At 69.9% G+C, this 18,381-nt stretch carries 20 protein-coding genes and 1 tRNA gene; 10 read left to right on the top strand and 11 right to left on the bottom strand.

Going from position 1 to position 18,381, the window contains the following annotated elements:
- Nucleotides 1-10 precede the first annotated feature (10 nt).
- Together L2X99_RS01695 and L2X99_RS01690 are read right to left on the bottom strand one after the other, a co-directional pair.
- A tRNA-Thr gene (locus L2X99_RS01695) sits at nt 11-83 on the bottom strand.
- A gap of 33 nt (nt 84-116) precedes the next feature.
- The gene (locus L2X99_RS01690; RefSeq protein WP_236125327.1) at nt 117-1,085 is read right to left on the bottom strand and encodes a DsbA family protein; all 969 of its coding nucleotides are present in this window, start codon (nt 1,083-1,085) and stop codon (nt 117-119) included.
- A 233-nt stretch (nt 1,086-1,318) separates the two neighbouring features.
- Between L2X99_RS01690 and L2X99_RS01685 the strand changes: the two genes are divergently transcribed.
- The gene (locus L2X99_RS01685) at nt 1,319-2,425 is read left to right on the top strand and encodes an ABC transporter ATP-binding protein (protein ID WP_236125328.1); all 1,107 of its coding nucleotides are present in this window, start codon (nt 1,319-1,321) and stop codon (nt 2,423-2,425) included.
- 94 nt (nt 2,426-2,519) lie between these two features.
- Entirely contained in the window at nt 2,520-3,842 is a 1,323-nt protein-coding gene (locus L2X99_RS01680; RefSeq protein WP_236125329.1) for a DUF4032 domain-containing protein, read from the top strand.
- A 71-nt stretch (nt 3,843-3,913) separates the two neighbouring features.
- Here L2X99_RS01680 and L2X99_RS01675 read toward each other — a convergent pair whose 3' ends face one another.
- The 4 genes from L2X99_RS01675 to ispD all read right to left on the bottom strand — a co-directional run bounded on the left by L2X99_RS01675 (nt 3,914) and on the right by ispD (nt 8,466).
- On the bottom strand, nt 3,914-4,555 hold the full coding sequence (locus tag L2X99_RS01675; RefSeq protein ID WP_236135551.1) for an NAD(P)-dependent oxidoreductase: 642 nt from the start codon (nt 4,553-4,555) through the stop codon (nt 3,914-3,916).
- Between the two features lie 104 nt (nt 4,556-4,659).
- A complete protein-coding gene (gene rlmB, locus L2X99_RS01670) occupies nt 4,660-5,655 on the bottom strand; it encodes a 23S rRNA (guanosine(2251)-2'-O)-methyltransferase RlmB (protein WP_236135550.1) in 996 nt (331 codons plus the stop codon).
- Entirely contained in the window at nt 5,648-7,072 is a 1,425-nt protein-coding gene (gene cysS, locus L2X99_RS01665) for a cysteine--tRNA ligase (protein WP_236125330.1), read from the bottom strand. Before cysS ends, rlmB begins: the two co-directional genes overlap by 8 nt.
- Nucleotides 7,073-7,239: 167 nt before the next feature.
- On the bottom strand, nt 7,240-8,466 hold the full coding sequence (gene ispD, locus L2X99_RS01660) for a 2-C-methyl-D-erythritol 4-phosphate cytidylyltransferase (protein ID WP_236125331.1): 1,227 nt from the start codon (nt 8,464-8,466) through the stop codon (nt 7,240-7,242).
- A 78-nt stretch (nt 8,467-8,544) separates the two neighbouring features.
- Between ispD and L2X99_RS01655 the strand changes: the two genes are divergently transcribed.
- From L2X99_RS01655 to L2X99_RS01635, 5 genes are all read left to right on the top strand, one after another.
- Nucleotides 8,545-8,898 (top strand): PadR family transcriptional regulator, encoded by a 354-nt coding sequence (locus tag L2X99_RS01655; protein WP_236125332.1) that lies wholly within the window; start codon nt 8,545-8,547, stop codon nt 8,896-8,898.
- Nucleotides 8,895-9,644 (top strand): permease prefix domain 1-containing protein, encoded by a 750-nt coding sequence (locus L2X99_RS01650; RefSeq protein ID WP_236135549.1) that lies wholly within the window; start codon nt 8,895-8,897, stop codon nt 9,642-9,644. Before L2X99_RS01655 ends, L2X99_RS01650 begins: the two co-directional genes overlap by 4 nt.
- Nucleotides 9,578-9,787, top strand: coding sequence for a hypothetical protein (locus L2X99_RS01645; RefSeq protein ID WP_236125334.1), 210 nt, complete (start codon nt 9,578-9,580; stop codon nt 9,785-9,787). The genes L2X99_RS01650 and L2X99_RS01645 overlap by 67 nt, the downstream gene beginning before the upstream one ends.
- Nucleotides 9,788-9,854: 67 nt before the next feature.
- The gene (locus tag L2X99_RS01640; RefSeq protein ID WP_236125335.1) at nt 9,855-10,868 is read left to right on the top strand and encodes an ABC transporter ATP-binding protein; all 1,014 of its coding nucleotides are present in this window, start codon (nt 9,855-9,857) and stop codon (nt 10,866-10,868) included.
- Nucleotides 10,865-11,665 (top strand): ABC transporter permease, encoded by an 801-nt coding sequence (locus tag L2X99_RS01635; RefSeq protein ID WP_236125336.1) that lies wholly within the window; start codon nt 10,865-10,867, stop codon nt 11,663-11,665. Before L2X99_RS01640 ends, L2X99_RS01635 begins: the two co-directional genes overlap by 4 nt.
- 76 nt (nt 11,666-11,741) lie before the next feature.
- Here the strand turns inward: L2X99_RS01635 and L2X99_RS01630 are convergent, their stop codons facing one another.
- Nucleotides 11,742-12,224 carry a CarD family transcriptional regulator gene (locus L2X99_RS01630; protein ID WP_116241884.1) on the bottom strand — a complete coding sequence of 161 codons (483 nt, stop codon included), beginning with the start codon at nt 12,222-12,224 and terminating at the stop codon, nt 11,742-11,744.
- Nucleotides 12,225-12,372: 148 nt separating this feature from the next.
- Here L2X99_RS01630 and L2X99_RS01625 point away from each other — a divergent pair, with 148 nt between their 5' ends.
- Nucleotides 12,373-13,041, top strand: coding sequence for a DNA modification methylase (locus tag L2X99_RS01625; RefSeq protein ID WP_236135548.1), 669 nt, complete (start codon nt 12,373-12,375; stop codon nt 13,039-13,041).
- On the opposite strand, the gene L2X99_RS01620 is transcribed toward L2X99_RS01625, so the two are convergent.
- Both L2X99_RS01620 and L2X99_RS01615 read right to left on the bottom strand, forming a co-directional pair.
- Nucleotides 13,004-13,687: a response regulator transcription factor gene (locus L2X99_RS01620; protein ID WP_236125338.1), complete on the bottom strand. Its 684-nt coding sequence runs from the start codon at nt 13,685-13,687 to the stop codon at nt 13,004-13,006. The genes L2X99_RS01625 and L2X99_RS01620 overlap by 38 nt on opposite strands.
- Nucleotides 13,684-14,895: a sensor histidine kinase gene (locus L2X99_RS01615; RefSeq protein WP_236135547.1), complete on the bottom strand. Its 1,212-nt coding sequence runs from the start codon at nt 14,893-14,895 to the stop codon at nt 13,684-13,686. The genes L2X99_RS01620 and L2X99_RS01615 overlap by 4 nt, the downstream gene beginning before the upstream one ends.
- A 200-nt stretch (nt 14,896-15,095) precedes the next feature.
- Between L2X99_RS01615 and phoU the strand changes: the two genes are divergently transcribed.
- A complete protein-coding gene (gene phoU / locus L2X99_RS01610; RefSeq protein ID WP_236125340.1) occupies nt 15,096-15,806 on the top strand; it encodes a phosphate signaling complex protein PhoU in 711 nt (236 codons plus the stop codon).
- A gap of 517 nt (nt 15,807-16,323) precedes the next feature.
- Here the strand turns inward: phoU and L2X99_RS01605 are convergent.
- The gene (locus tag L2X99_RS01605; RefSeq protein WP_236125341.1) at nt 16,324-17,067 is read right to left on the bottom strand and encodes a phosphoglyceromutase; all 744 of its coding nucleotides are present in this window, start codon (nt 17,065-17,067) and stop codon (nt 16,324-16,326) included.
- A 211-nt stretch (nt 17,068-17,278) separates the two neighbouring features.
- Here L2X99_RS01605 and L2X99_RS01600 point away from each other — a divergent pair, with 211 nt between their 5' ends.
- Nucleotides 17,279-18,106, top strand: a complete 828-nt coding sequence (locus tag L2X99_RS01600) for a class I SAM-dependent methyltransferase (protein ID WP_236135546.1) — start codon at nt 17,279-17,281, stop codon at nt 18,104-18,106.
- Here the strand turns inward: L2X99_RS01600 and L2X99_RS01595 are convergent.
- A complete protein-coding gene (locus tag L2X99_RS01595) occupies nt 18,094-18,381 on the bottom strand; it encodes a hypothetical protein (protein ID WP_236125343.1) in 288 nt (95 codons plus the stop codon). The genes L2X99_RS01600 and L2X99_RS01595 overlap by 13 nt on opposite strands.

The following is an 18,381-nucleotide window of genomic DNA, read 5'->3' as shown; positions in this document are numbered from 1 at the left end:
AGAGATTCGGAGCCTCCTGCCGGACTCGAACCGGCCACCTGCGGTTTACAAGGCCGCTGCTCTACCAGATGAGCTAAGGAGGCGAACGGTCACCAGCATAGTGGCGACCGGGAGCCTCACTTCGCCGGCGTGGTCGGCGTCGGGGCGGTCGTCGGCGAGGGGGTCGGCGTCGACTCGCCGTAGTAGGCGTCGCTGGCGACCGTCATCACGAACTGCGAGAACTCCGCCGGGTCGTCCATCGCGCCGACGTACGTCTCGCCGTTGACCACGACCATCGGCGCCGCGTTCAGCTTGAGCTTCTTGGACCCGGGGAGCGGACCCTCGAGCGCACGCGTCGTGGCATCCTTCGCCCAGGTCAGGTAGTCGCCGTCCTCGATGCAGGAGCGCACCTGCTCGGCGTTGTCGATCCCCACGGCGCCGGCGAGGTCGGCGAGCTCGACGTCCGTGCGGCCGTCGCTGTCGACCTTGGGCTGATCGACGAGCAGCTCGTGGTTGTACGCGTAGAAGAAGTCCGGCGCGTGGCTGGCGACGCAGGCGGATGCCGCGGCGGCGCGCAGCGAGTACTTCGTGCCGTTCGAGCTCGCGGTCAGCAGCGAGACCGGGTGGTAGGTGACGTTGACCGCGCCCTCGGTGATCCATCCCGTGAGCTGGCGCGCGTTGGCCCGCTCGAACTCGCCCGCGTCGGGCGAGAGGTAGTCGACGTAGATGTGGACGTCGACCGCGCCCTCGATGGGCGTCGGCTCGGGCGTCGGCGTGGCCGAGGCGGTCGCACCCGCTTCGCTCGGGTCGGGGGTCGGGGTCTCCGCCGGCGCGGCCTGCGGCGAGGTGACGGTGACCTCGCGCACGGTGACTCCATCGCCGTCCATGCCGGCCGGGCTCAGCGTGGGCTTGGAGACCGAGGAGGTGACCGCCCAGGTGACGGCCGTGCCCACGGCGCCGACGGCGACGATCGCGACGAGGCCGATGATGATCCGTCGCATCGCGCGCGCCCGACGCTGACGGGAATGCACCTGCTGAGCCTTCTCCCGCACCGCCTCACGTGATGAGGTCGCGGTGGGGACGTTCGGCGTTTCGTCGCTCGACATCGTTCCTCTTGAAGTCCGGTGGGGACGGGTCTCCCCGATGGCCGCCCGAGGCGACCGGCGGCCGCATGAAGCAGCACCGGGTTCGATGTTATCCAGACCTCCTGGGAAGTTACCCAGATGGCACGGCGGCATGCCATACTGATCCTGGCCCGATGGCGGGCCACGGCGGGTCGTTCCGCCGCTTCCATCACAACGGATCGTCCGGCACGTACCTGCCGGTGAAGGAGAAACCAATGGCAACCGTGACCTTTGACGACGCCACTCGCCTCTATCCCGGAGGCACGCGCCCCGCGGTCGACAAGCTGAACATCGAGATCGCCGATGGCGAGTTCCTCGTTCTCGTCGGCCCCTCCGGTTGCGGAAAGTCCACGTCGCTGCGCATGCTCGCCGGCCTCGAAGAGGTCAACGCCGGCCGCATCCTCATCGGCGACCGCGACGTCACCGACGTGCCGCCGAAGGACCGCGACATCGCGATGGTGTTCCAGAACTACGCGCTGTACCCGCACATGACCGTCGCCGAGAACATGGGCTTCGCCCTGAAGATCGCCGGCATCGGCAAGGAGGAGCGCGCAGCCCGCGTCCTCGAGGCCGCCAAGCTGCTCGACCTCGAGGAGTACCTGACCCGCAAGCCGAAGGCCCTCTCGGGTGGTCAGCGTCAGCGCGTCGCCATGGGCCGCGCGATCGTCCGTCAGCCGCAGGTGTTCCTCATGGACGAGCCGCTGTCGAACCTCGACGCCAAGCTCCGCGTGCAGACCCGCACCCAGATCGCCTCGCTGCAGCGCCGCCTCGGCGTCACCACGGTCTACGTCACGCACGACCAGACCGAGGCCCTCACCATGGGCGACCGCATCGCAGTGCTCAAGGACGGCCTGCTGCAGCAGGTCGGCACGCCGCGCGACCTGTACGAGAAGCCGAACAACGTGTTCGTCGCCGGCTTCATCGGCTCGCCCGCGATGAACCTGTTCACCGCTGACCTCGCCGACGGCGGCGTGCAGTTCGGCACCGAGGTCGTGCCGCTCGACCGCGACACCGTCGGTCGAGCGACCGGCAGCCAGGTCACCGTCGGCGTCCGTCCCGAGGACATCACCGTCGGCCCCGCCGACGGCAAGGGCATCGCCGTCACCGTCGACCTCGTCGAAGAGCTGGGTGCGGACGGCTACCTGTACGGTCACACCGAGCTCAACGGCAAGCGCACCGACATCGTCGCTCGCGTCGACGGCCGCAACCACCCGAACGCGGGTGAGACCGTCACGCTGGCCGCGAACCCCGGTCACATCCACGCCTTCGACCTCGAGACCGGCGACCGCCTGAACGACAAGCCGGTCATCTCGGCGTCGTAATCTCCTCGCACACGCGGCGCGGGTCGACCACTTCGGTCGCCCGCGCCGCGTCGTCTTTCCTCGCAGTCCCGCACCGAGCATCGAAGGAGCGCGCATGGCCGAGACCGGACGCCTTTCCAGCACCCTGCGCATCACCGCCAGCACGGTCGACCCCGGCCTGCTGTCGCTGCCCTGGTCGACGCCGCTGGGCAAGTGGCCGAGCGAGCACATCGTGTCGCTGCCGAAGGGCCTGTCGCGTCACCTGGTGCGCTTCGCGGACCTGTCCGGACGCGTGGTCGCCGTCAAGGAGACCACGGCGCAGATGGCGCAGCGCGAGTACGAGATGCTCGGCAGCCTGTCCCGTCTCGACGTGCCCTGCGTGAGCCGGGTCGCGGTGATCGCGGGCAGGCAGGATGCCGACGGCAGAGAGCTGCCCGCCGCCCTGGTGACCTCGCATCTGAAGTTCTCGATGCCGTACCGCGCGCTGTTCACCCGGGTGCTGCGTCCTGACACCGCCACGCGGCTGGTCGACGCCCTCGCGCTGCTCCTGGTGCGCCTGCACAACGTCGGGTTCTACTGGGGCGACGTGTCGCTGTCGAACACGCTCTTCCGGCGGGATGCGGGCGCGTTCGCCGCATACCTCGTGGATGCTGAGACCGGCGAGCTGCATGAGGAGGGCCTGACCGACGGCCAGCGCTCCTACGACCTGGACATCGCCCGCACGAACATCGCCGGGGAGATCCTCGACCTCGCCGCCGGCGGACGGCTCGAGAACGGCGTCGACGCGGTGGCGATCGCCGACGGCATCGTCTCGTCGTACCGCGCGCTGTGGGCGGCGCTGACCGCCGAGGAGTCGTTCTCGGCGAACGAGACGTGGCGCATCACCGAGCGCGTCGAGCGTCTCAACGCTCTCGGGTTCGACATCGATGAGATGTCGATGAAGACCACCGCCGACGGCGCTGTCGTGCACATCCAGCCGAAGGTGGTGGACGCGGGGCACCATCAGCGCCGCCTCATCCGGCTGACCGGCCTCGACGTCGAGGAGAATCAGGCGCGCCGGCTGCTGAACGACCTGGACGAGTTCCGCGCCCGCTCGACCAAGCAGTGGGCCGACGAGGAGATGTATGCCCACGAGTGGCTCACCCGCGTGTTCGAGCCCGTCGTCCGCGCCATCCCCTACGACCTGCGCGCCAAACTCGAACCTGCGGAGGTGTTCCACCAGGTGCTCGAGCACCGCTGGTACCTGTCGCAGGCGCAGGGCCGCTCGGTGCCGATCGCCGAGGTTCTGACGAGCTACATCAATGAGGTGCTGCGGCACCGTCGCGACGAGGCCACCATCATGGGCCCGCCGACCGAGACGATGAGCCTGCCGGTCATCACCGGCGCCGTGGACGTGTCCGACGACACCGGTGAGGTCGACTGGCGCGACCTGGTCTGAAACTGCACGCCCGCGCCGAGACGGGGGCGCAGCACCCTGGTCTCGGCGCGGGCGTGCAGTTTCGCGGAGGATCAGTACCCGACGGTGAAGCGCTCGCGACGGTGCTTCGGCGTCTCGATCTCGTCGACGATCGCCACAGCGAAGTCGGCGCCGGAGATCGTCGAGGTGCCGTCCTCGGCGCGCACGAGCACGTCCCCGCCATCGCGGTAGGCACCGGTGCGCTCGCCCTCGGCCCACGGGCCGAACACCTCGGCCGGGTGCACGAAGAACCAGTCCAGACCGGCATCCGTGTCCTGCAGCATGGCGAGCCCGTCGATGCCGACCTGCGCCTCGTGCTTGTACTCCGCGGGGAAACCCTGATCGAACAGACGCGGACCGCCGGCAGCGACCAGGCTGCCGCCGGCACCGCCGACGACGCCGAGTCGGGTCGACGTGCCGGTCAGCTTCGCCGCGAGTGCCGCCAGCGCGTCGAGCGCCTTGTCGGTCATGTCCCCTCGCGGCGAGATCGCCGAGACCACGGCATCCGCACCGTCGAAGACGTCGCCGAGTCCGTTCACGTCGAGCGCGGAGCCCTGCACGTACGTCGCGCCCTCGATCGGAGCGTCCGGTGTGTTCCGCGCGATGGCGACGACGTCATGTCCCCGGGTCACCGCCTCGCGGACGATGTGCGCTCCGGCGTATCCGGTTCCTCCGACGACGATGATGCGGGCCATGCGTTTTCCTCTTTCTCAGACGGACGCGCCGCGATCGCGGCACACAGTCGGCAACGGAGCGCCGACCCGCATCATTCCCTGCCTGCGGAACCGTGCGCTCTCAGTCAAGCCCCGCGCAGCGTGGCGACCTGGTAGAGCGCGACGGATGCCGCGATGCCGGCGTTCAGCGACTCGGTGGCCGCCGAGATCGGGATCGACACGACCTGATCGCACGTCTCGGTGACCAGGCGTGAAAGGCCCTTGCCCTCGGAGCCGACGACGATCACGACCGGTCGGTCGGCGAGCTCGAGCGCGGGCAGCGCCACGTCTCCCCCTCCGTCCAGACCCAGCACGAACACGCCCTGCTTCTTGAACTCCTTGAGCTGCGTGGTCAGGTTCGACGCCAGGGCGACGGGCAGCCGCGCGGCCGCGCCGGCGCTGGTCTTCCACGCCGCCGAGTTCACGCTCGCGGAACGGCGCTGCGGCAGGATGATGCCGTGCCCGCCGAAGGCGGCGGTGGAGCGGATGATCGCACCGAGGTTGCGCGGATCCGTGATGCCGTCCAGCGCCACGAACAGCGGAGTCTCGCCGCGGTCGATGACCTGCTCGAGCAGGTCCTGCGGGTGCGCGTACTCGTACGGCGGCACCTTCAGCGCGACACCCTGGTGCACGCCGTCGAAGCCGGCCATGCGGTCGAGCTCCTGCCGGGTGACCTCGAGCATCGGGATCTCACGGTGTCGCGCGATCGCCAGCATCTCCTTGACACGGTCGTCCATCTCGACGCGCTGCGCGATGTACAGCGTGGCCGCCGGGATCTTCGTGCGCAGCGCCTCGAGCACGGAGTTGCGCCCGGTGACGGTCTCGGTGTCGTCGGCCGGCTTCGCCCTGCCCTGACGGTTCATGTTGCCGCCCTGCGGCTTCTGCCCGGGCCGGCCCTTGCCGCCGGCTGCGGCATAGCGCTCGGCAGCGGCCTTGCGCTTGCCGGCGACGTGCCAGGCGCGGTCCTCGGCCTTCGGGGTCGGCCCCCGCCCTTCCAGGGCCTTGCGGCTGTGACCGCCGGTGCCCTTCGAGGCGCCCTTCTTCTTGCTGTTGCCCGCTCCCGGGCGACTCGGCTTAGCCATCGATGCTCCAATGCGTTCCGTCCGGAGTGTCCTCCAGAGTGATGCCTGCGGCGGCGATCGCATCGCGGATGCGATCGGCCGAGGTCCAGTCCTTGTCAGCGCGCGCCTGCGCGCGCTGGTCGATCATCGTGCGCACCAGGGCATCCAGGGCGGATGCCTCGGCGCCGGTGCTTCCGGTCTGCCACTCGGGCGAGAGCGGGTTGATGCCCAGCACGGTGGTCATACCGAGAACATCGGCCACGAAGTGCTCCAGCTCAGTGCTCGGATCTCCTGACCAGTCATACGCGCTGTTGCCAGCGCGGATCGTCTCGTGAAGAACCGCGAGTGCCCGTGGAACGTTCAGGTCATCATCCAACGCCGCAGCGAACGCGGCGGGCAGCGTGGGCACAAGCTCCGGATCGGCCACCCGCGACATTGTCGCGAGGAACGTCCTGATGCGTCCGAGTGCCGCCTCGGCCTCAGCGAAGGACGAGTCGCTGAGATCGAGACTCGACCGGTAATGCGCGGCGGCGAGTGCGTAGCGCACCACCAGCGGGTCGTGCTTCGCGAGCACGTCCGCGGCCAGCGTGAAGTTGCCGACCGACTTCGACATCTTCTGACCGTCGACCGTGACCAGGCCGTTGTGCACCCAGTACCGCGCGAAGCCGTCGCCGGCCGCGGTGGACTGCGCGAGCTCGTTCTCGTGGTGCGGGAAGCGCAGGTCGAGACCGCCGCCGTGGATGTCGAACTCGGCGCCGAGATAGCGCCGCGACATCGCCGAGCACTCGATGTGCCATCCCGGGCGCCCCGGACCCCAGGGCGAGTCCCAGGTGGCGTCCGCAGGCTCTCCCGGCTTGGCGCCCTTCCACAGTGCGAAGTCCTGCGGCGCGCGCTTGCCGCGCGGCCCTTCGACAGGCTCAGGGACCCAGTCTTCCTGTGGTTCCATGGCATCCGGAGACTGATGGGTCAGGTCGCCGTAGTCGGGCCAGGAGCGCACGTCGAAGTAGACGTCGCCGGATCCGTCCGGCGCCGGGTAGGCGTGCCCGCGTTCGATGAGCCGCTCGATGAGCTCGTGCATCTGCGGGATGAACCCGGTCGCCCGGGGTTCGTACGTCGGCGGAAGGATGCCGACGGCCTCGTACGCCGCCGTGAACTCCTTCTCCATGCGGTAGGCCAGCGCCCACCACGGCTCGGCATCCGTGCCGTTCACGAGGATCTTGTCGTCGATGTCGGTGACGTTGCGCACCAGCGTGACCCTCCCGTACCGCCGGCCGAGCCAGCGGCGCAGGATGTCGAAGCTCAGCGCTCCCCGGACATGCCCGATGTGGGGCCCGGACTGCACGGTCGGCCCGCAGACGTACATCGTCACGTTCTCGGAGTCGAGAGGGACGAAGTCGCGCAGCTGCTGAGCGCGGGTGTCGTACAGGCGGAGAGTCACCGCACAAGACTACCGGGCGCCCCTGATCGTTGAGCGAGCGGCAGTCCGCCCCGCGGGTCGTTGAGCGATCGATGGTCGTTGAGCGAGCGCCAGCGAGTCGAAACGCAGAGACGAAACGGTCCACGGTCAGCTGAAGGCGTTTCGTCTCGGTCGCTGCGCTCCCTCGCTCAACGACCGGGGTACGGGACCACCAGCGCAACGGCGGTCACGGCGACGCCCTCGCCACGTCCGGGGAACCCCAGGCCGTCGGTGGTCGTGGCGGCCACGGCCACCGGCGCGCCGCCGAGCGCGGCGGACAGCGCCCGCTCCGCCTCTGCGCGGCGCGGGCTGAACCGCGGCCGGTTCCCCTGGAACTGCACAGAGACGTTGCCGATCACGAATCCGGCCGCGCCGAGCAGCTCCCGAGTGCGGGCGAGGAAGACGTCGGCGTGCGCACCGGCGTATTCCGGATGCGCGGTGCCGAAGTGCTCGCCGATGTCGCCGAGTCCGGCAGCCGCGAGCAGTGCGTCGACGATCGCGTGTGCGACGGCGTCGCCGTCCGAGTGCCCGGAGAGCGGCTGCTCGCCCGGCCATTCGAGCCCGGCGAGCCAGAGGTTCCCCTCGCCGCCGAAGGCGTGCACGTCGGTGCCCACGCCGATGCGGGGCAGGCCGGACGAGGACGGCGGGGGCGGCGTCCGTGCTGCCGGAGCGCCCGCCAGCAGGTGCCGCGCGCGCTCCAGATCAGCCGGCACGGTGATCTTGAAGGCCCGTTCCGAACCGGGGATGTGCCGCACGGGATGCCCTGCCGCGGCGTACAGCGCGGCGTCGTCGGTGTACTCGGCACCGGCCGCGAGCGCCACGGCGTAGGCGGCCTCGAGCGGCTCACGGCGGAATCCCTGCGGCGTCTGGGCCGAGGCCAGGGCGCTGCGGTCCACCGCGTCGACGACGTCCGCCGCCTCGACCCGCTTCAGGGTGTCCACCACCGGAAGGGCCGGGATGACGCCGGCATCCGCCCCGCCGTCCCGCACGGCCCGCGCGACGGCGTCGATCAGGGCTGCGGGCGTGAGCGCCCTCGCCGCGTCGTGCACGAGCACGGTGCTCACATCGCCCCACAGCGCGGCGAGTCCGCGGGCGACGGAGCCCTGTCGTGTGTCGCCGCCGGTCACCACACGCCCCAGGTCTGCGCGGTCGCCGGCCGCTGCGTGCAGCACCGTCTCAGCCACCCCCTCGTATCCGGCGGGGGCGACGACGACGACCTGCATGGGTGCGGCGGAGAAGACGCCGTCGAGGGCATGGCGCAGGATGGTGCGCTCATCGATGCCGACCAGGGCCTTGGGCGCGTCGGCGCCCAGGCGGGTTCCCGAGCCTGCGGCGACGACGATGATCGCGGTGTCCGGTACCGGCTGCAGTGTCACGCTCTCACGTTACCGGCGCACATCGGACTGCGCAGATTCCTTGCCTTATCGAGTACTTGATGTGATACAGTACTTGACATGGCAAGAGAAGATGCGTTCGCGGCCGACCTGCTGCGCGGGCACACCGACACGATCGTGCTCGGGGTGCTGCGCGACGGCGATCGCTATGGCTTCGAGATCTACAAGAGCATCCGCGACGCCACAGGCGGCGACCACGAGATCAAGGAAGCCACCCTCTACGCGACGTACCGCCGCCTCGAGAAGGACGGGCTCGTCGAGTCCTACTGGGGCGACGAGACGCAGGGCGGCCGCCGCAAGTACTACCGGATCACCGACGCCGGCCGCGCGGTCTACCGCGGCAACGTCGCGGCCTGGGTCGCCACCCGCCGCATCATCGACTCCCTGCTCGACGTGAAGGACAACGACCGATGAACACCGACATCCACCGCCTGCTCGACGAGGCCTTCGCCGGCGTCGAGATGACCCCCGCCGCCCAGGACCTGAAGGAGGAGATCCGCGCCAACCTCGTCGCCCAGGTCGACGAGCTCACCGCAACGGGCACCTCCCCCGACGAGGCCGCACGGCGCGCCATCTCCGACCTCGGCGACGTGCGCGACCTGCTCGAGGACGCCAGCACCGACTCGGGCCGAGGCGTCACGACGCCCGACTACATCGCGATCGCCCAGCGGAACAGGGTGCGCCCGAAGCCCGGCTTCATCGTGCGCGCCGTCCTCTGGTCGGCCCTGGTCGTGATCGGAGTCACGCTGTCGGTCCTCGGCGCGACCGGCGCGCTCCCCCTGCCCGCGGGCCCGATCATCGGGCTGCTCGGCGTCGCCGCGACCGGCGTGGGGCTCCTCGTCGGCGACTCGCTCTCGCAGGAGACGACGACGAACCATCCGATGCCGCAGAATCGCGCCGCCTCATACGCCCTCGCGAGCTTCCTGGGGCTCTACGGCCTCGGCTTCATCGGGCTCGTCGTGCTGCAGTCCCTGCCGGTGTGGTGCGTGGTGTTCGGCGCCTCAGGGGGATCGCCTCGATCATCCTGTTCGCCTTCCTCGGCGCCACCCAGACGAACCGCCACAAGGCGTGGACGCGGGCCGCATACTCCGACATGCCTCCGAACCGCTTCGAGCAGGAGCCCGAGACCGCCGCGCGGTTCGGCATCTACACCGCCGTGATCTGGATCGTCACCTTCGCGGTCATCGCCGTGCTGGTGTTCACGGTCGGATGGTGGTGGGCCCCGCTCGCCTTCGTCGGCGGCTTCGCCGCCATGATGCTCCTCCTGGCGAGGATGCTGTTCGGCTCGCGCAGCGACCGGTAGCACCGCCAGAACTCGGCACCTCCCTCAGGACCCTCAGAACCCTCAGAACAGGAAGGGATGTCTCGTCATGCCCGAGAACAGCTCGGCGATCGTCGCCGAGGACCTCGTCAAGGTCTATCCGGGCCGCCGACGCCGTACGACGGTCCGCGCACTGGACGGACTCGGATTCGTCGTGCCGGCCGGCCGCGTCTTCGGCCTGCTCGGCCCCAACGGCGCCGGCAAGTCCACCACCACCAAGATCCTCACCACTCTGTCGCGCCCGACCTCCGGGCACGCAACCGTCGCCGGACATGACGTGCGGACCGACCCCGGGGCGGTGCGCGCCGCCATCGGCTATGTGTCGCAGGGCACCGGTACGGATCCGAACCTCACCGCCACGGAGAACCTCGAGATCGCGGCGCGGATGCGGGGCTCGTCCAGAGGCGACGCCGTCGCCCGCACCGCCCAGCTTCTCGACGACTTCGGTCTGGCGGATGCCGCCGGCCGGCCGGTGCGCACCTTCTCCGGCGGCATGCGCCGCCGGCTCGACGTCGCCGCCGCCCTCGTGCACCGGCCGCGCGTGCTGTTCCTGGACGAGCCGACCACCGGCCTCGACCCGGAGGCGCGGGCGACGATGTGGACGGAGATCCGCCGACTGTCAGCGCACGACGCCCTCACCGTCGTCCTCACCACGCACTACATGGAGGAGGCCGATCGGCTCGCCGACGAGATCCTCCTCGTCGATCGCGGCAGGGCCGTGGCGCAGGGCGCCCCGGACTCGCTGAAGGCCGCGCTGCACGGCGACTCGCTGAGGGTCGCGCTGATCGAGCCCGACGCCGACGCCGTGCGGGCCGCGATCGCCCGCATCCCGTCGCTCGGGTCCGACGCGATCGTCGAGACCTCCGGTGTCGACGGTCAGCTCATCGCCCGGGTGGAGGACGCCTCCACCGCGGTCGGCGCCGTGATCTCGGCGCTGGATGCCGCAGGCATCCGCTATGGCCAGGTCTCGGCCTCCCACCCCACGCTCGACGACGTGTACCTGCACTTCGTCGGGCATTCCTTCGGCGACGACATCACCCTCCAGGAAGGAGCAGCGGCATGAACGCCATCTCCCTCGTTCCGGCTCGCATCGGCTGGCCGGCACAGGCCGGCCAGGTGTTCCGGCGGTGGTCCATCGTCTCGCTCCGGCAGGCCTGGGGCCCTGTGATGAGCCTCATCCAGCCGGTCATCTGGATCGTGCTGTTCGGCCAGGTGTTCCACGCCCTCGGTGCGCTCCCGCAGTTCGGCGATGCCGGCTACATCGGCTACCTGGTGCCGGGCATCCTCATGATGACCGTGCTCTACGCGGGCGCGTGGGCAGGCACCGGCTTCATCGACGACATCGCCTCCGGCGTCATGGACCAGTACCTGACATCGCCCCTGTCGCGATCGGCGATCATCGCCGGTCAGCTCGCGCAGCAGCTGGTGGTCAACCTGATGCAGTCCCTGGTCGTGCTCGGCATCGGCTGGCTGGCCGGCGCCCGTTATCCCGGTGGCGCTGCCGGCGTCATCGCAGCGGTCGTCGTCGCCACGATGCTCGCGGCGATCTTCTGCGGCGCCTCGGCGGCCGTCGCCCTCACCTCGAGAAGCCAGATCGCGCTGATCAGCCTCTCCCAGCTCATCGTGCTGCCGGCGACGTTCCTGTCCACAACGATGATGCCCGCCGCGCTGATGCCCGAGTGGGTGCAGAACGTGTCGCGCTGGAACCCGATGACCTGGGCGGTCGAACTCGGGCGCGGTGCGCTGACCGGCGTCTACCCGGATGCCGCGTGGTGGCAGGCCGGCGGGCTGCTGGCCCTCGCCGTGCTCGCCTTCCTCTGGGCGGTGCGCTCCATCCGCCGCTATCAGCGATCGATCTGAGGGGCGCCCGACAAGACGAGGGAGGGCGGATGCCGCAGCATCCGCCCTCCCTCGTGAACTCGGAAGCCTGTTCGGCTCAGGAGGCGAGCACCTCGTCGAGCAGCTCGCCGGCCTTGTCCTCGTCGATCTTCTCGGCGAGGGCCAGCTCGGAGATGAGGATCTGACGGGCCTTCGCCAGCATCCGCTTCTCACCGGCCGACAGACCGCGGTCCTGATCGCGGCGCCACAGGTCTCGGACGACCTCGCTGACCTTGATGACATCGCCGGAGGCGAGCTTCTCGAGGTTCGCCTTGTAACGGCGCGACCAGTTGGTCGGCTCCTCCGTGAACGGCGCACGCAGCACCTCGAACACGTGGTCGAGGCCCTCCTTGCCGATCACGTCGCGCACGCCGACCAGGTCGACGTTCTCGGCCGGAACCTCGATGATGAGATCGCCCTGGGTGACGTTGAGCTTCAGATACTTCTTCGTCTCGCCCTTGATCACACGGTCTTTGACCTCGATGATCGTCGCGGCCCCGTGGTGCGGGTAGACGACGGTTTCGCCAACCTCAAAAAGCATAAAAACGTGTCCTTTCGGCAACCTCCAGGATACCACAACGGATATGTACTAAGGTTCGCCGCCGCTGCCTCTCGGCGACGCAGCCACGGCGGACCGCGTGCACCCACTAGACTTGTCGCGGCCCATCGATCGCACCTCTGGAGGATCCGTGAAATCGCGCCCTGCTGCGTCCATCGCCCCGCGCCTTCTGGCGTCCATCGCGCTCGGCGCGGTCGCGCTGCTCGGCACCACCGGATGCACCTTCATCACCGATCAGGCGACCGAGATCCCCTACTCGCCCTCCGACGGCGTCAACGTCAGCAACGACGCCGGCCCGGTCAAGGTGCGCAACGCCATGATCGTCGCCACCGAGGATGGCTCCACCGGCAACTTCGTCGCGGGCCTCGTCAACGACACGGCCGATGACGAGACCATCACGATCTCCCTCGAGGGCCATGAGCCGTTCGAGGTCGACGTTCCCGCCGGCGAGCGAGTCAGCCTCGGCGCCGACGAGGAGCCCCTGCGCATCGACGACCTCAACGTGCAGCCCGGCGCGAACGCCGAGGTCCTCTTCCAGTCCGGCGACTCCTCCGGACGGACCGCGGACGTGCCCGTCCTCGACGGCACCCTGCCGTACTACTCCGACCTGGTGCCCGCCCCGAGCCGACCCCCGTCGTGGAGTTCCAGACGGAATCGCCGGCACCCACCGAGACGCCCGCATCCTGACATCCCGCTTTCAGTACACGGCAGAAGAGGCCGGCTCGCGTTCCGCGGCCGGCCTCTTCCCGTCTGCGGAGGAGTCAGCCCTCGAACCGGTACCCGAGGCCGCGCACGGTGACCAGCATCACCGGCTCGGAGGGGTTCTCCTCGATGCGCGAGCGGATGCGCTTGATGTGCACGTCGAGGGTCTTCGTGTCGCCGAAGTAGTCGCTGCCCCAGACGCGGTCGATCAGCTGGCCGCGGGTGAGCACGCGCCCGGAGTTTCGCATCAGCACCTCGAGCAGCTCGAACTCCTTCAGCGGCATGTTGATCTGCTCCCCCGCCACCGTGACGGTGTGCCGGTCGATGTCCAGGCTCACCCGGCCGCCGTCGAGCACCCGTTCGTCGAGCTCGTCCTCCCCCGGCACGACACGGCGCAGCACGGCGCGCATGCGCGCCAGCAGCTCCCGTGACGAGTACGGCTTGGTGATGTAGTCATCGGCGCCGAGCTCGAGCCCCACCACGATGTCGATCTCGGAGTCCTTGGCCGTCAGCATGATGATCGGCACGGCCGAGGACTGCCGGATCTGCTTGCACACCTCGGTGCCCGGCATGCCGGGGAGCATCAGATCGAGCAGCACGATGTCGGCGCCGCGCTCGCGGAACGCGCTGAGGGCGCCCGGTCCGTCCTCGGCGATCTCGACCTCGTAGCCCTCCCGGTGCAGCAGGTACGCGAGCGGGTCCGCGAGATCGGGTTCGTCCTCGACGAGCAGGATGCGGGTCATGCGTTCTCTCCGTTCGGGGTGCGGGTGACGACGTCCTTCTTCGCCCGCTTCTTCTTCTTCTTCTTTCCCATTCCGTCTCCAGAGGGCGCCTCGATGCGCGGCAGCCGGATGGTGAAGGTCGATCCGCGGCCGGGACGCGACCACAGCCGCACCTCGCCCCCATGTCGCTGCGTGGCGTGCTTGACGATCGAGAGGCCGAGTCCGGTGCCGCCGGTGCGGCGGGAACGCGCATCGTCAGCGCGATAGAAGCGCTCGAAGATGCGCTCCCGGTCGGCCTCGGCGATCCCGATGCCCTGATCCGTCACCGCGATCTCCACGACCTCGTCCTCGATGCGCACTCCGACGCCGACACGCGAACCCCGCGGTGAGTACGCGATCGCGTTCGCGACGAGATTGCCGACGGCCTCGACCAGGATCTGCGCGTCGCCGAGCACCCATGCACCGCGGTCGCCGCCGCGCACGAGCTCGACGGCCGCCGAGTCGGCCTGCACGACGTGCGCCTCGAGCGAGGAGGCGATCACCTCGTCGAGGGACACCGGATGCAGATTGGTGAGGCCGTCCGACGACTGCAGCCGGGACAGGCTCATGATGCGGCCGGTGAGCTGTCCGAGCCGTCCCGCCTCAGCCTGGATGCGGCCTGCGAAGCGTCGCACCTGCTCCGGGTCGTCGGCCGCGGACTCGATAGCCTCTGCGAGCAGGCTCACCGCGCCGACAGGGGTCTTCAGCTCGTGGCTGGTGTTGGCGACGAAGTCATTGCGCATCTGGTCGAGTCGCTCGCGCTCGGTGACGTCGCGGATCACGAGGAGGGTGAGCTGCGCGCCCATCGCGCTCGCGCGCGCAGAGACCAGTCGCGGGTCCAGCCGCACCCCTCCGCCGGAGATGCGCAGGGTCTCGGTCGCACTGCCCCCGCTCTGCCGCACCGAGCGCACCAGCTGGCGCAGCTCCGCGTTCTCCAGCACCGCCCCCGCCTCGATGCCGAAGCGCGTGGCCGCCTGCGAGACCGCGAGGACCAGACCGGAGGCATCCAGCACACAGGCCGCGTCGTCCATGCTCGCGAGCACGTCGATCGTGCCGGCGGGGACCGTCGCCGACGTCTCCTCCGCCGCCTGCGCGCGGGCGCGGTACGCCCAGCCGACCAGCACCACGAGACCTGCTCCGATGATCGCGCCGACAGCAAGGGCGAACAGCGCGATATCCGGCGAGGTCATGCCACCAGCGTAGGGCCGCCGCGAGTGCGTCACCCGCCGTTCGCCCGGGCTTCCGCGGGCGCACGGCATACTGTTCACATGCCGGGCACCGTCCGTTAACCTTCGGCGGACACAATCGCCCAGGGCGTGCCGCAGCCGTTGCGCGCGCCGCCCACCCGGCGACAGGAGCCCGGGCCCACGACGAAAGGTTGCGCCGGACAATGCGCGAAGTCTTCCACCAGTCCCTCGAGGATCTCCAGGCCCAGCTGGTCGAGATCGCCGAGCTCGTCACCGTGTCGATCGACAAGGCCACCCGCGCCTTCGCCACCAGCGACGTGTCCCTCGCCGAGGAGGTCATCGCCGACGACGCGCGGATCGATGAGATGGCGGTGACGCTCGACGAGCGCGCCATCGAGATCCTCGCCCGCCAGCAGCCGGTCGCCCGTGACCTGCGCATCGTCATCACGGCGCTGCGCGTGAGCGCGTCGCTCGAGCGCATGGGCGACATGGCCGAGCACATCGCCCAGCTGGCCCGCCTGCGCTTCCCGGAGCGCGCCATCCCGAAGGGGCTGAAGGGCACCTTCACCAGGATGGGCGAGCTGGACGTCGAGATCTCCCGCACACTGGCCGACCTGCTGCGCACCCAGGACCTGCGCCTGGCCGACGCGATCCGCAACGCGGACGACGACGTCGACGAGCTGCACGCCCGCGTGTTCGAGAAGGTGCTCAGCGACAACTGGAAGGGCGAGGCGACCGCGACCGTGGACGCCACGCTCGCCAGCCGCTACCACGAGCGCTTCGCCGACCATGCCGTGGCCGTCGCGAAGAAGGTCGTCTACCTCGCCACCGGTGACTGGGCCGTCGACGAAGAGGACATCGCCCTGGCAGCCGAGGCCCAGGAGCAGGAGGACACCGGCTCGGGCCACGCCTGATCCGCCCCGCCGCCTTCCGGTGCCGTCCGGTCCGGGCGAGCCGCCCGCGCTGCTCTTCTTCGCTCGCGCTTCTCTTCTTCGCCCGCGCTGCAGTTCTTCGCTCGCGCTGCTCTTCTTCGCCCGCGCTGCTCTTGTTCGCCCGCGCTACGCGAATACGCGCCGCGCGAGCAGGCAACAGCCGCGCGAGCGACCCCGGATGCCGCGAACTGCAGCGCGACCCGGAACCAGTAGCGCTAATGCGTCAGCCTCGGCGTCCACCCACGGGCACACGCCCGCGCGACGCATCCTCTCCGCGCTACTCTTCTTCGCCGGCGCTGCTCTTCCTCGCCCGCGCTGCTCTTCTTCGCCCGCGCTGCGCGAATACGCGCCGCGCGCGCACGAAACAGCCGCGCGAGCGACTCCGGATGCCGGGAGTGCAGCGCGAACCGGAAGCAGTAGCGCGAGCCGATGCGCCGAGGCCCCTCCTGATCCGTGGATCCGGAGGGGCCTCGGCGTCGTGAGGGAGCCTGCGCCGCCCCTACTTCTTGCCCTGCGCGGCGACCGCGGCGGCGCCGGCGGCGGCCGCCTCGGGGTCGAGGTAGCGGCCGGGGGCGGTCGGGACGTTGTTGTCGTCGAGCTCGTAGACCAGCGGGATGCCGGTGGGGATGTTCAGCTCGGCGATGTCGTCGTCGCTGATGCCCTCGAGGTGCTTGACCAGGCCGCGCAGAGAGTTGCCGTGCGCGGTGACCAGCACGGTCTTGCCGGCCTCGAGATCGGGGACGATCGCTGACTCCCAGTACGGCAGCAGACGGTCGATGACGAGCTTGAGCGACTCGGTGCGCGGAATGTCGCCGTCGATGCCGGCGTAGCGCGGGTCGTTCACCTGGCTGAACTCGCTGTCGTCGTCGAGCAGTGGCGGCGGCACGTCGAACGAGCGGCGCCACAGCTGGAACTGCTCAGGACCGAACTCGGCGAGCGTCTGCGCCTTGTCCTTGCCCTGCAGAGCGCCGTAGTGGCGCTCGTTCAGTCGCCAGGAGCGGGTGACCGGGATCCACAGGCGGTCGGCGGTGTCCAGCGCGATGTTCGCGGTCTGGATCGCCCGGCTCAGCAGGGACGTGTGCAGCACGTCGGGCAGCAGACCCGACTCGGCCAGCAGCTCGCCGCCGCGGCGGGCCTCGGCCCTGCCCTGCTCGGTGAGACGGACGTCGACCCAGCCGGTGAAGAGGTTGAGCTGGTTCCATTCGCTCTGGCCGTGGCGGAGCAGGATCAGGGTGCGCGTCATATGGGCAGTTTATCGGGGCCGGATCACTGGGCGGGTTCCGTGACGTTCCCTGCGCTCGCAGAGCGGGTTCCCTCCCGCTTCATGGGCCCCTCCCGATGCTCGCTTCGGGAGCGTCACTGCGCACTGACGCTTCTCGGAGGGGCGCCCCCTCGGGGGTGAGGTACGCGGGTGGAGGTGTCTGTGGACTTGCGAGCTTTGGGAGGATGGAGCCATGGCGGGAGTGATCGGGCAGCCCACGCGGGGGACGACGGGGACGAACCGGCTGCGGCGGAACGATCGGGCCATCGCGGCGTCGGAGGCGTTCCGCAGGGCGGGCGATCCGCTGGTCATCGACCTGGGATTCGGGGCGAGCGGCGTCACGGCATTCGAGCTGGCGCGCCGGCTGCGCAAGGTGCGGGCGGATGCCTCGGTGCGAGGGCTCGAACTCGACCCGGAGCGCGTCGCGACGGCATCCGCTCAGCTCGAGGAGGTGCGCGCAGGAGCGACCTCGTTCCCGGCGGATCTGCCGGTGTCGTTCGGCAGAGGCGGGTTCGAGGTACCGCTGCCGGACGATCGCCGACCCGCGGTGATCCGGGCCATGAACGTGCTGCGGCAGTACGACGAAGCCCAGGTGCCCGACGCGTGGGGCCGCATGACCTCGCGTCTCGCGCACGGCGGGAGACTGTTCGAGGGCACCTGCGACGAGATCGGCCGTATCGCCTCATGGATCGAGGTCGACGAGCACGGCATCCCGCAGCGCTTCACCATCTCATTGAGACTCGCCGATCTCGAGCATCCGGGCATCGTGGCGGAGCGACTGCCCAAGGCGCTCATCCACCGCAACATCCGCGGTGAACGCGTGCACGAGCTGCTGACCGCGCTGGACCGGGAGTGGGAGCGAGCCGCTCCTCTGTCGGCCTTCGGCGCGGCACAGCGCTTCATCGCCATGGCCACGGCCCTGCGCGAACAGGGCGTGGCCGTGCTGGACGACCGCCGTCGCTGGCGGCTCGGCGAGCTGACGGTGCCGTGGCGCACCGTCGCCCCGGCCTACGAGTTCTGAGGCAGGGTCCAGCGCTCGCGAAGCCATTCCATGCCGGCGAAGGCCTCGCGATGCTGGAACGCGCGCAACGTGGGCATGTTCGGCGGCGCAGGCGACTGCGCCTTCACGAAGAACCCGCCGGTCACGGCCGCAAGCACCGAGTCGACGTCGGCCTCGGCGACACCCTGGAAGAGCGGATGCTGCGCCAGCAGCTCCTCGACGTCGACAGCCTCACCGCGCAGCCGCACGTCGAGCAGATAGAACAGCCCGTCCAGCCAGCGCGCCCCCACCGACAC

Source organism: Microbacterium sp. KUDC0406 (assembly GCF_021582875.1).
GTDB lineage: Bacteria > Actinomycetota > Actinomycetes > Actinomycetales > Microbacteriaceae > Microbacterium.
Note: the sequence above shows the minus strand (reverse complement) of the source record. Positions and strands in the feature narration are given on the sequence as shown.

Bases quoted from the DNA above. Each gene is read 5' to 3' on its own strand.
- L2X99_RS01640 (WP_236125335.1), top strand. From the start codon at position 9,855: ATGCCCGAGAACAGCTCGGCGATCGTCGCCGAGGACCTCGTCAAGGTC.
- L2X99_RS01685 (WP_236125328.1), top strand. From the start codon at position 1,319: ATGGCAACCGTGACCTTTGACGACGCCACTCGCCTCTATCCCGGAGGC.
- rlmB (WP_236135550.1), bottom strand. From the start codon at position 5,655: ATGGCTAAGCCGAGTCGCCCGGGAGCGGGCAACAGCAAGAAGAAGGGC.
- L2X99_RS01605 (WP_236125341.1), bottom strand. From the start codon at position 17,067: ATGACGCGCACCCTGATCCTGCTCCGCCACGGCCAGAGCGAATGGAAC.
- L2X99_RS01600 (WP_236135546.1), top strand. From the start codon at position 17,279: ATGGCGGGAGTGATCGGGCAGCCCACGCGGGGGACGACGGGGACGAAC.
- L2X99_RS01615 (WP_236135547.1), bottom strand. From the start codon at position 14,895: ATGACCTCGCCGGATATCGCGCTGTTCGCCCTTGCTGTCGGCGCGATC.
- L2X99_RS01680 (WP_236125329.1), top strand. From the start codon at position 2,520: ATGGCCGAGACCGGACGCCTTTCCAGCACCCTGCGCATCACCGCCAGC.
- L2X99_RS01635 (WP_236125336.1), top strand. From the start codon at position 10,865: ATGAACGCCATCTCCCTCGTTCCGGCTCGCATCGGCTGGCCGGCACAG.
- L2X99_RS01655 (WP_236125332.1), top strand. From the start codon at position 8,545: ATGGCAAGAGAAGATGCGTTCGCGGCCGACCTGCTGCGCGGGCACACC.
- L2X99_RS01675 (WP_236135551.1), bottom strand. From the start codon at position 4,555: ATGGCCCGCATCATCGTCGTCGGAGGAACCGGATACGCCGGAGCGCAC.
- L2X99_RS01620 (WP_236125338.1), bottom strand. From the start codon at position 13,687: ATGACCCGCATCCTGCTCGTCGAGGACGAACCCGATCTCGCGGACCCG.
- L2X99_RS01650 (WP_236135549.1), top strand. From the start codon at position 8,895: ATGAACACCGACATCCACCGCCTGCTCGACGAGGCCTTCGCCGGCGTC.
- L2X99_RS01690 (WP_236125327.1), bottom strand. From the start codon at position 1,085: ATGTCGAGCGACGAAACGCCGAACGTCCCCACCGCGACCTCATCACGT.
- L2X99_RS01630 (WP_116241884.1), bottom strand. From the start codon at position 12,224: ATGCTTTTTGAGGTTGGCGAAACCGTCGTCTACCCGCACCACGGGGCC.
- phoU (WP_236125340.1), top strand. From the start codon at position 15,096: ATGCGCGAAGTCTTCCACCAGTCCCTCGAGGATCTCCAGGCCCAGCTG.
- L2X99_RS01645 (WP_236125334.1), top strand. From the start codon at position 9,578: ATGCCTCCGAACCGCTTCGAGCAGGAGCCCGAGACCGCCGCGCGGTTC.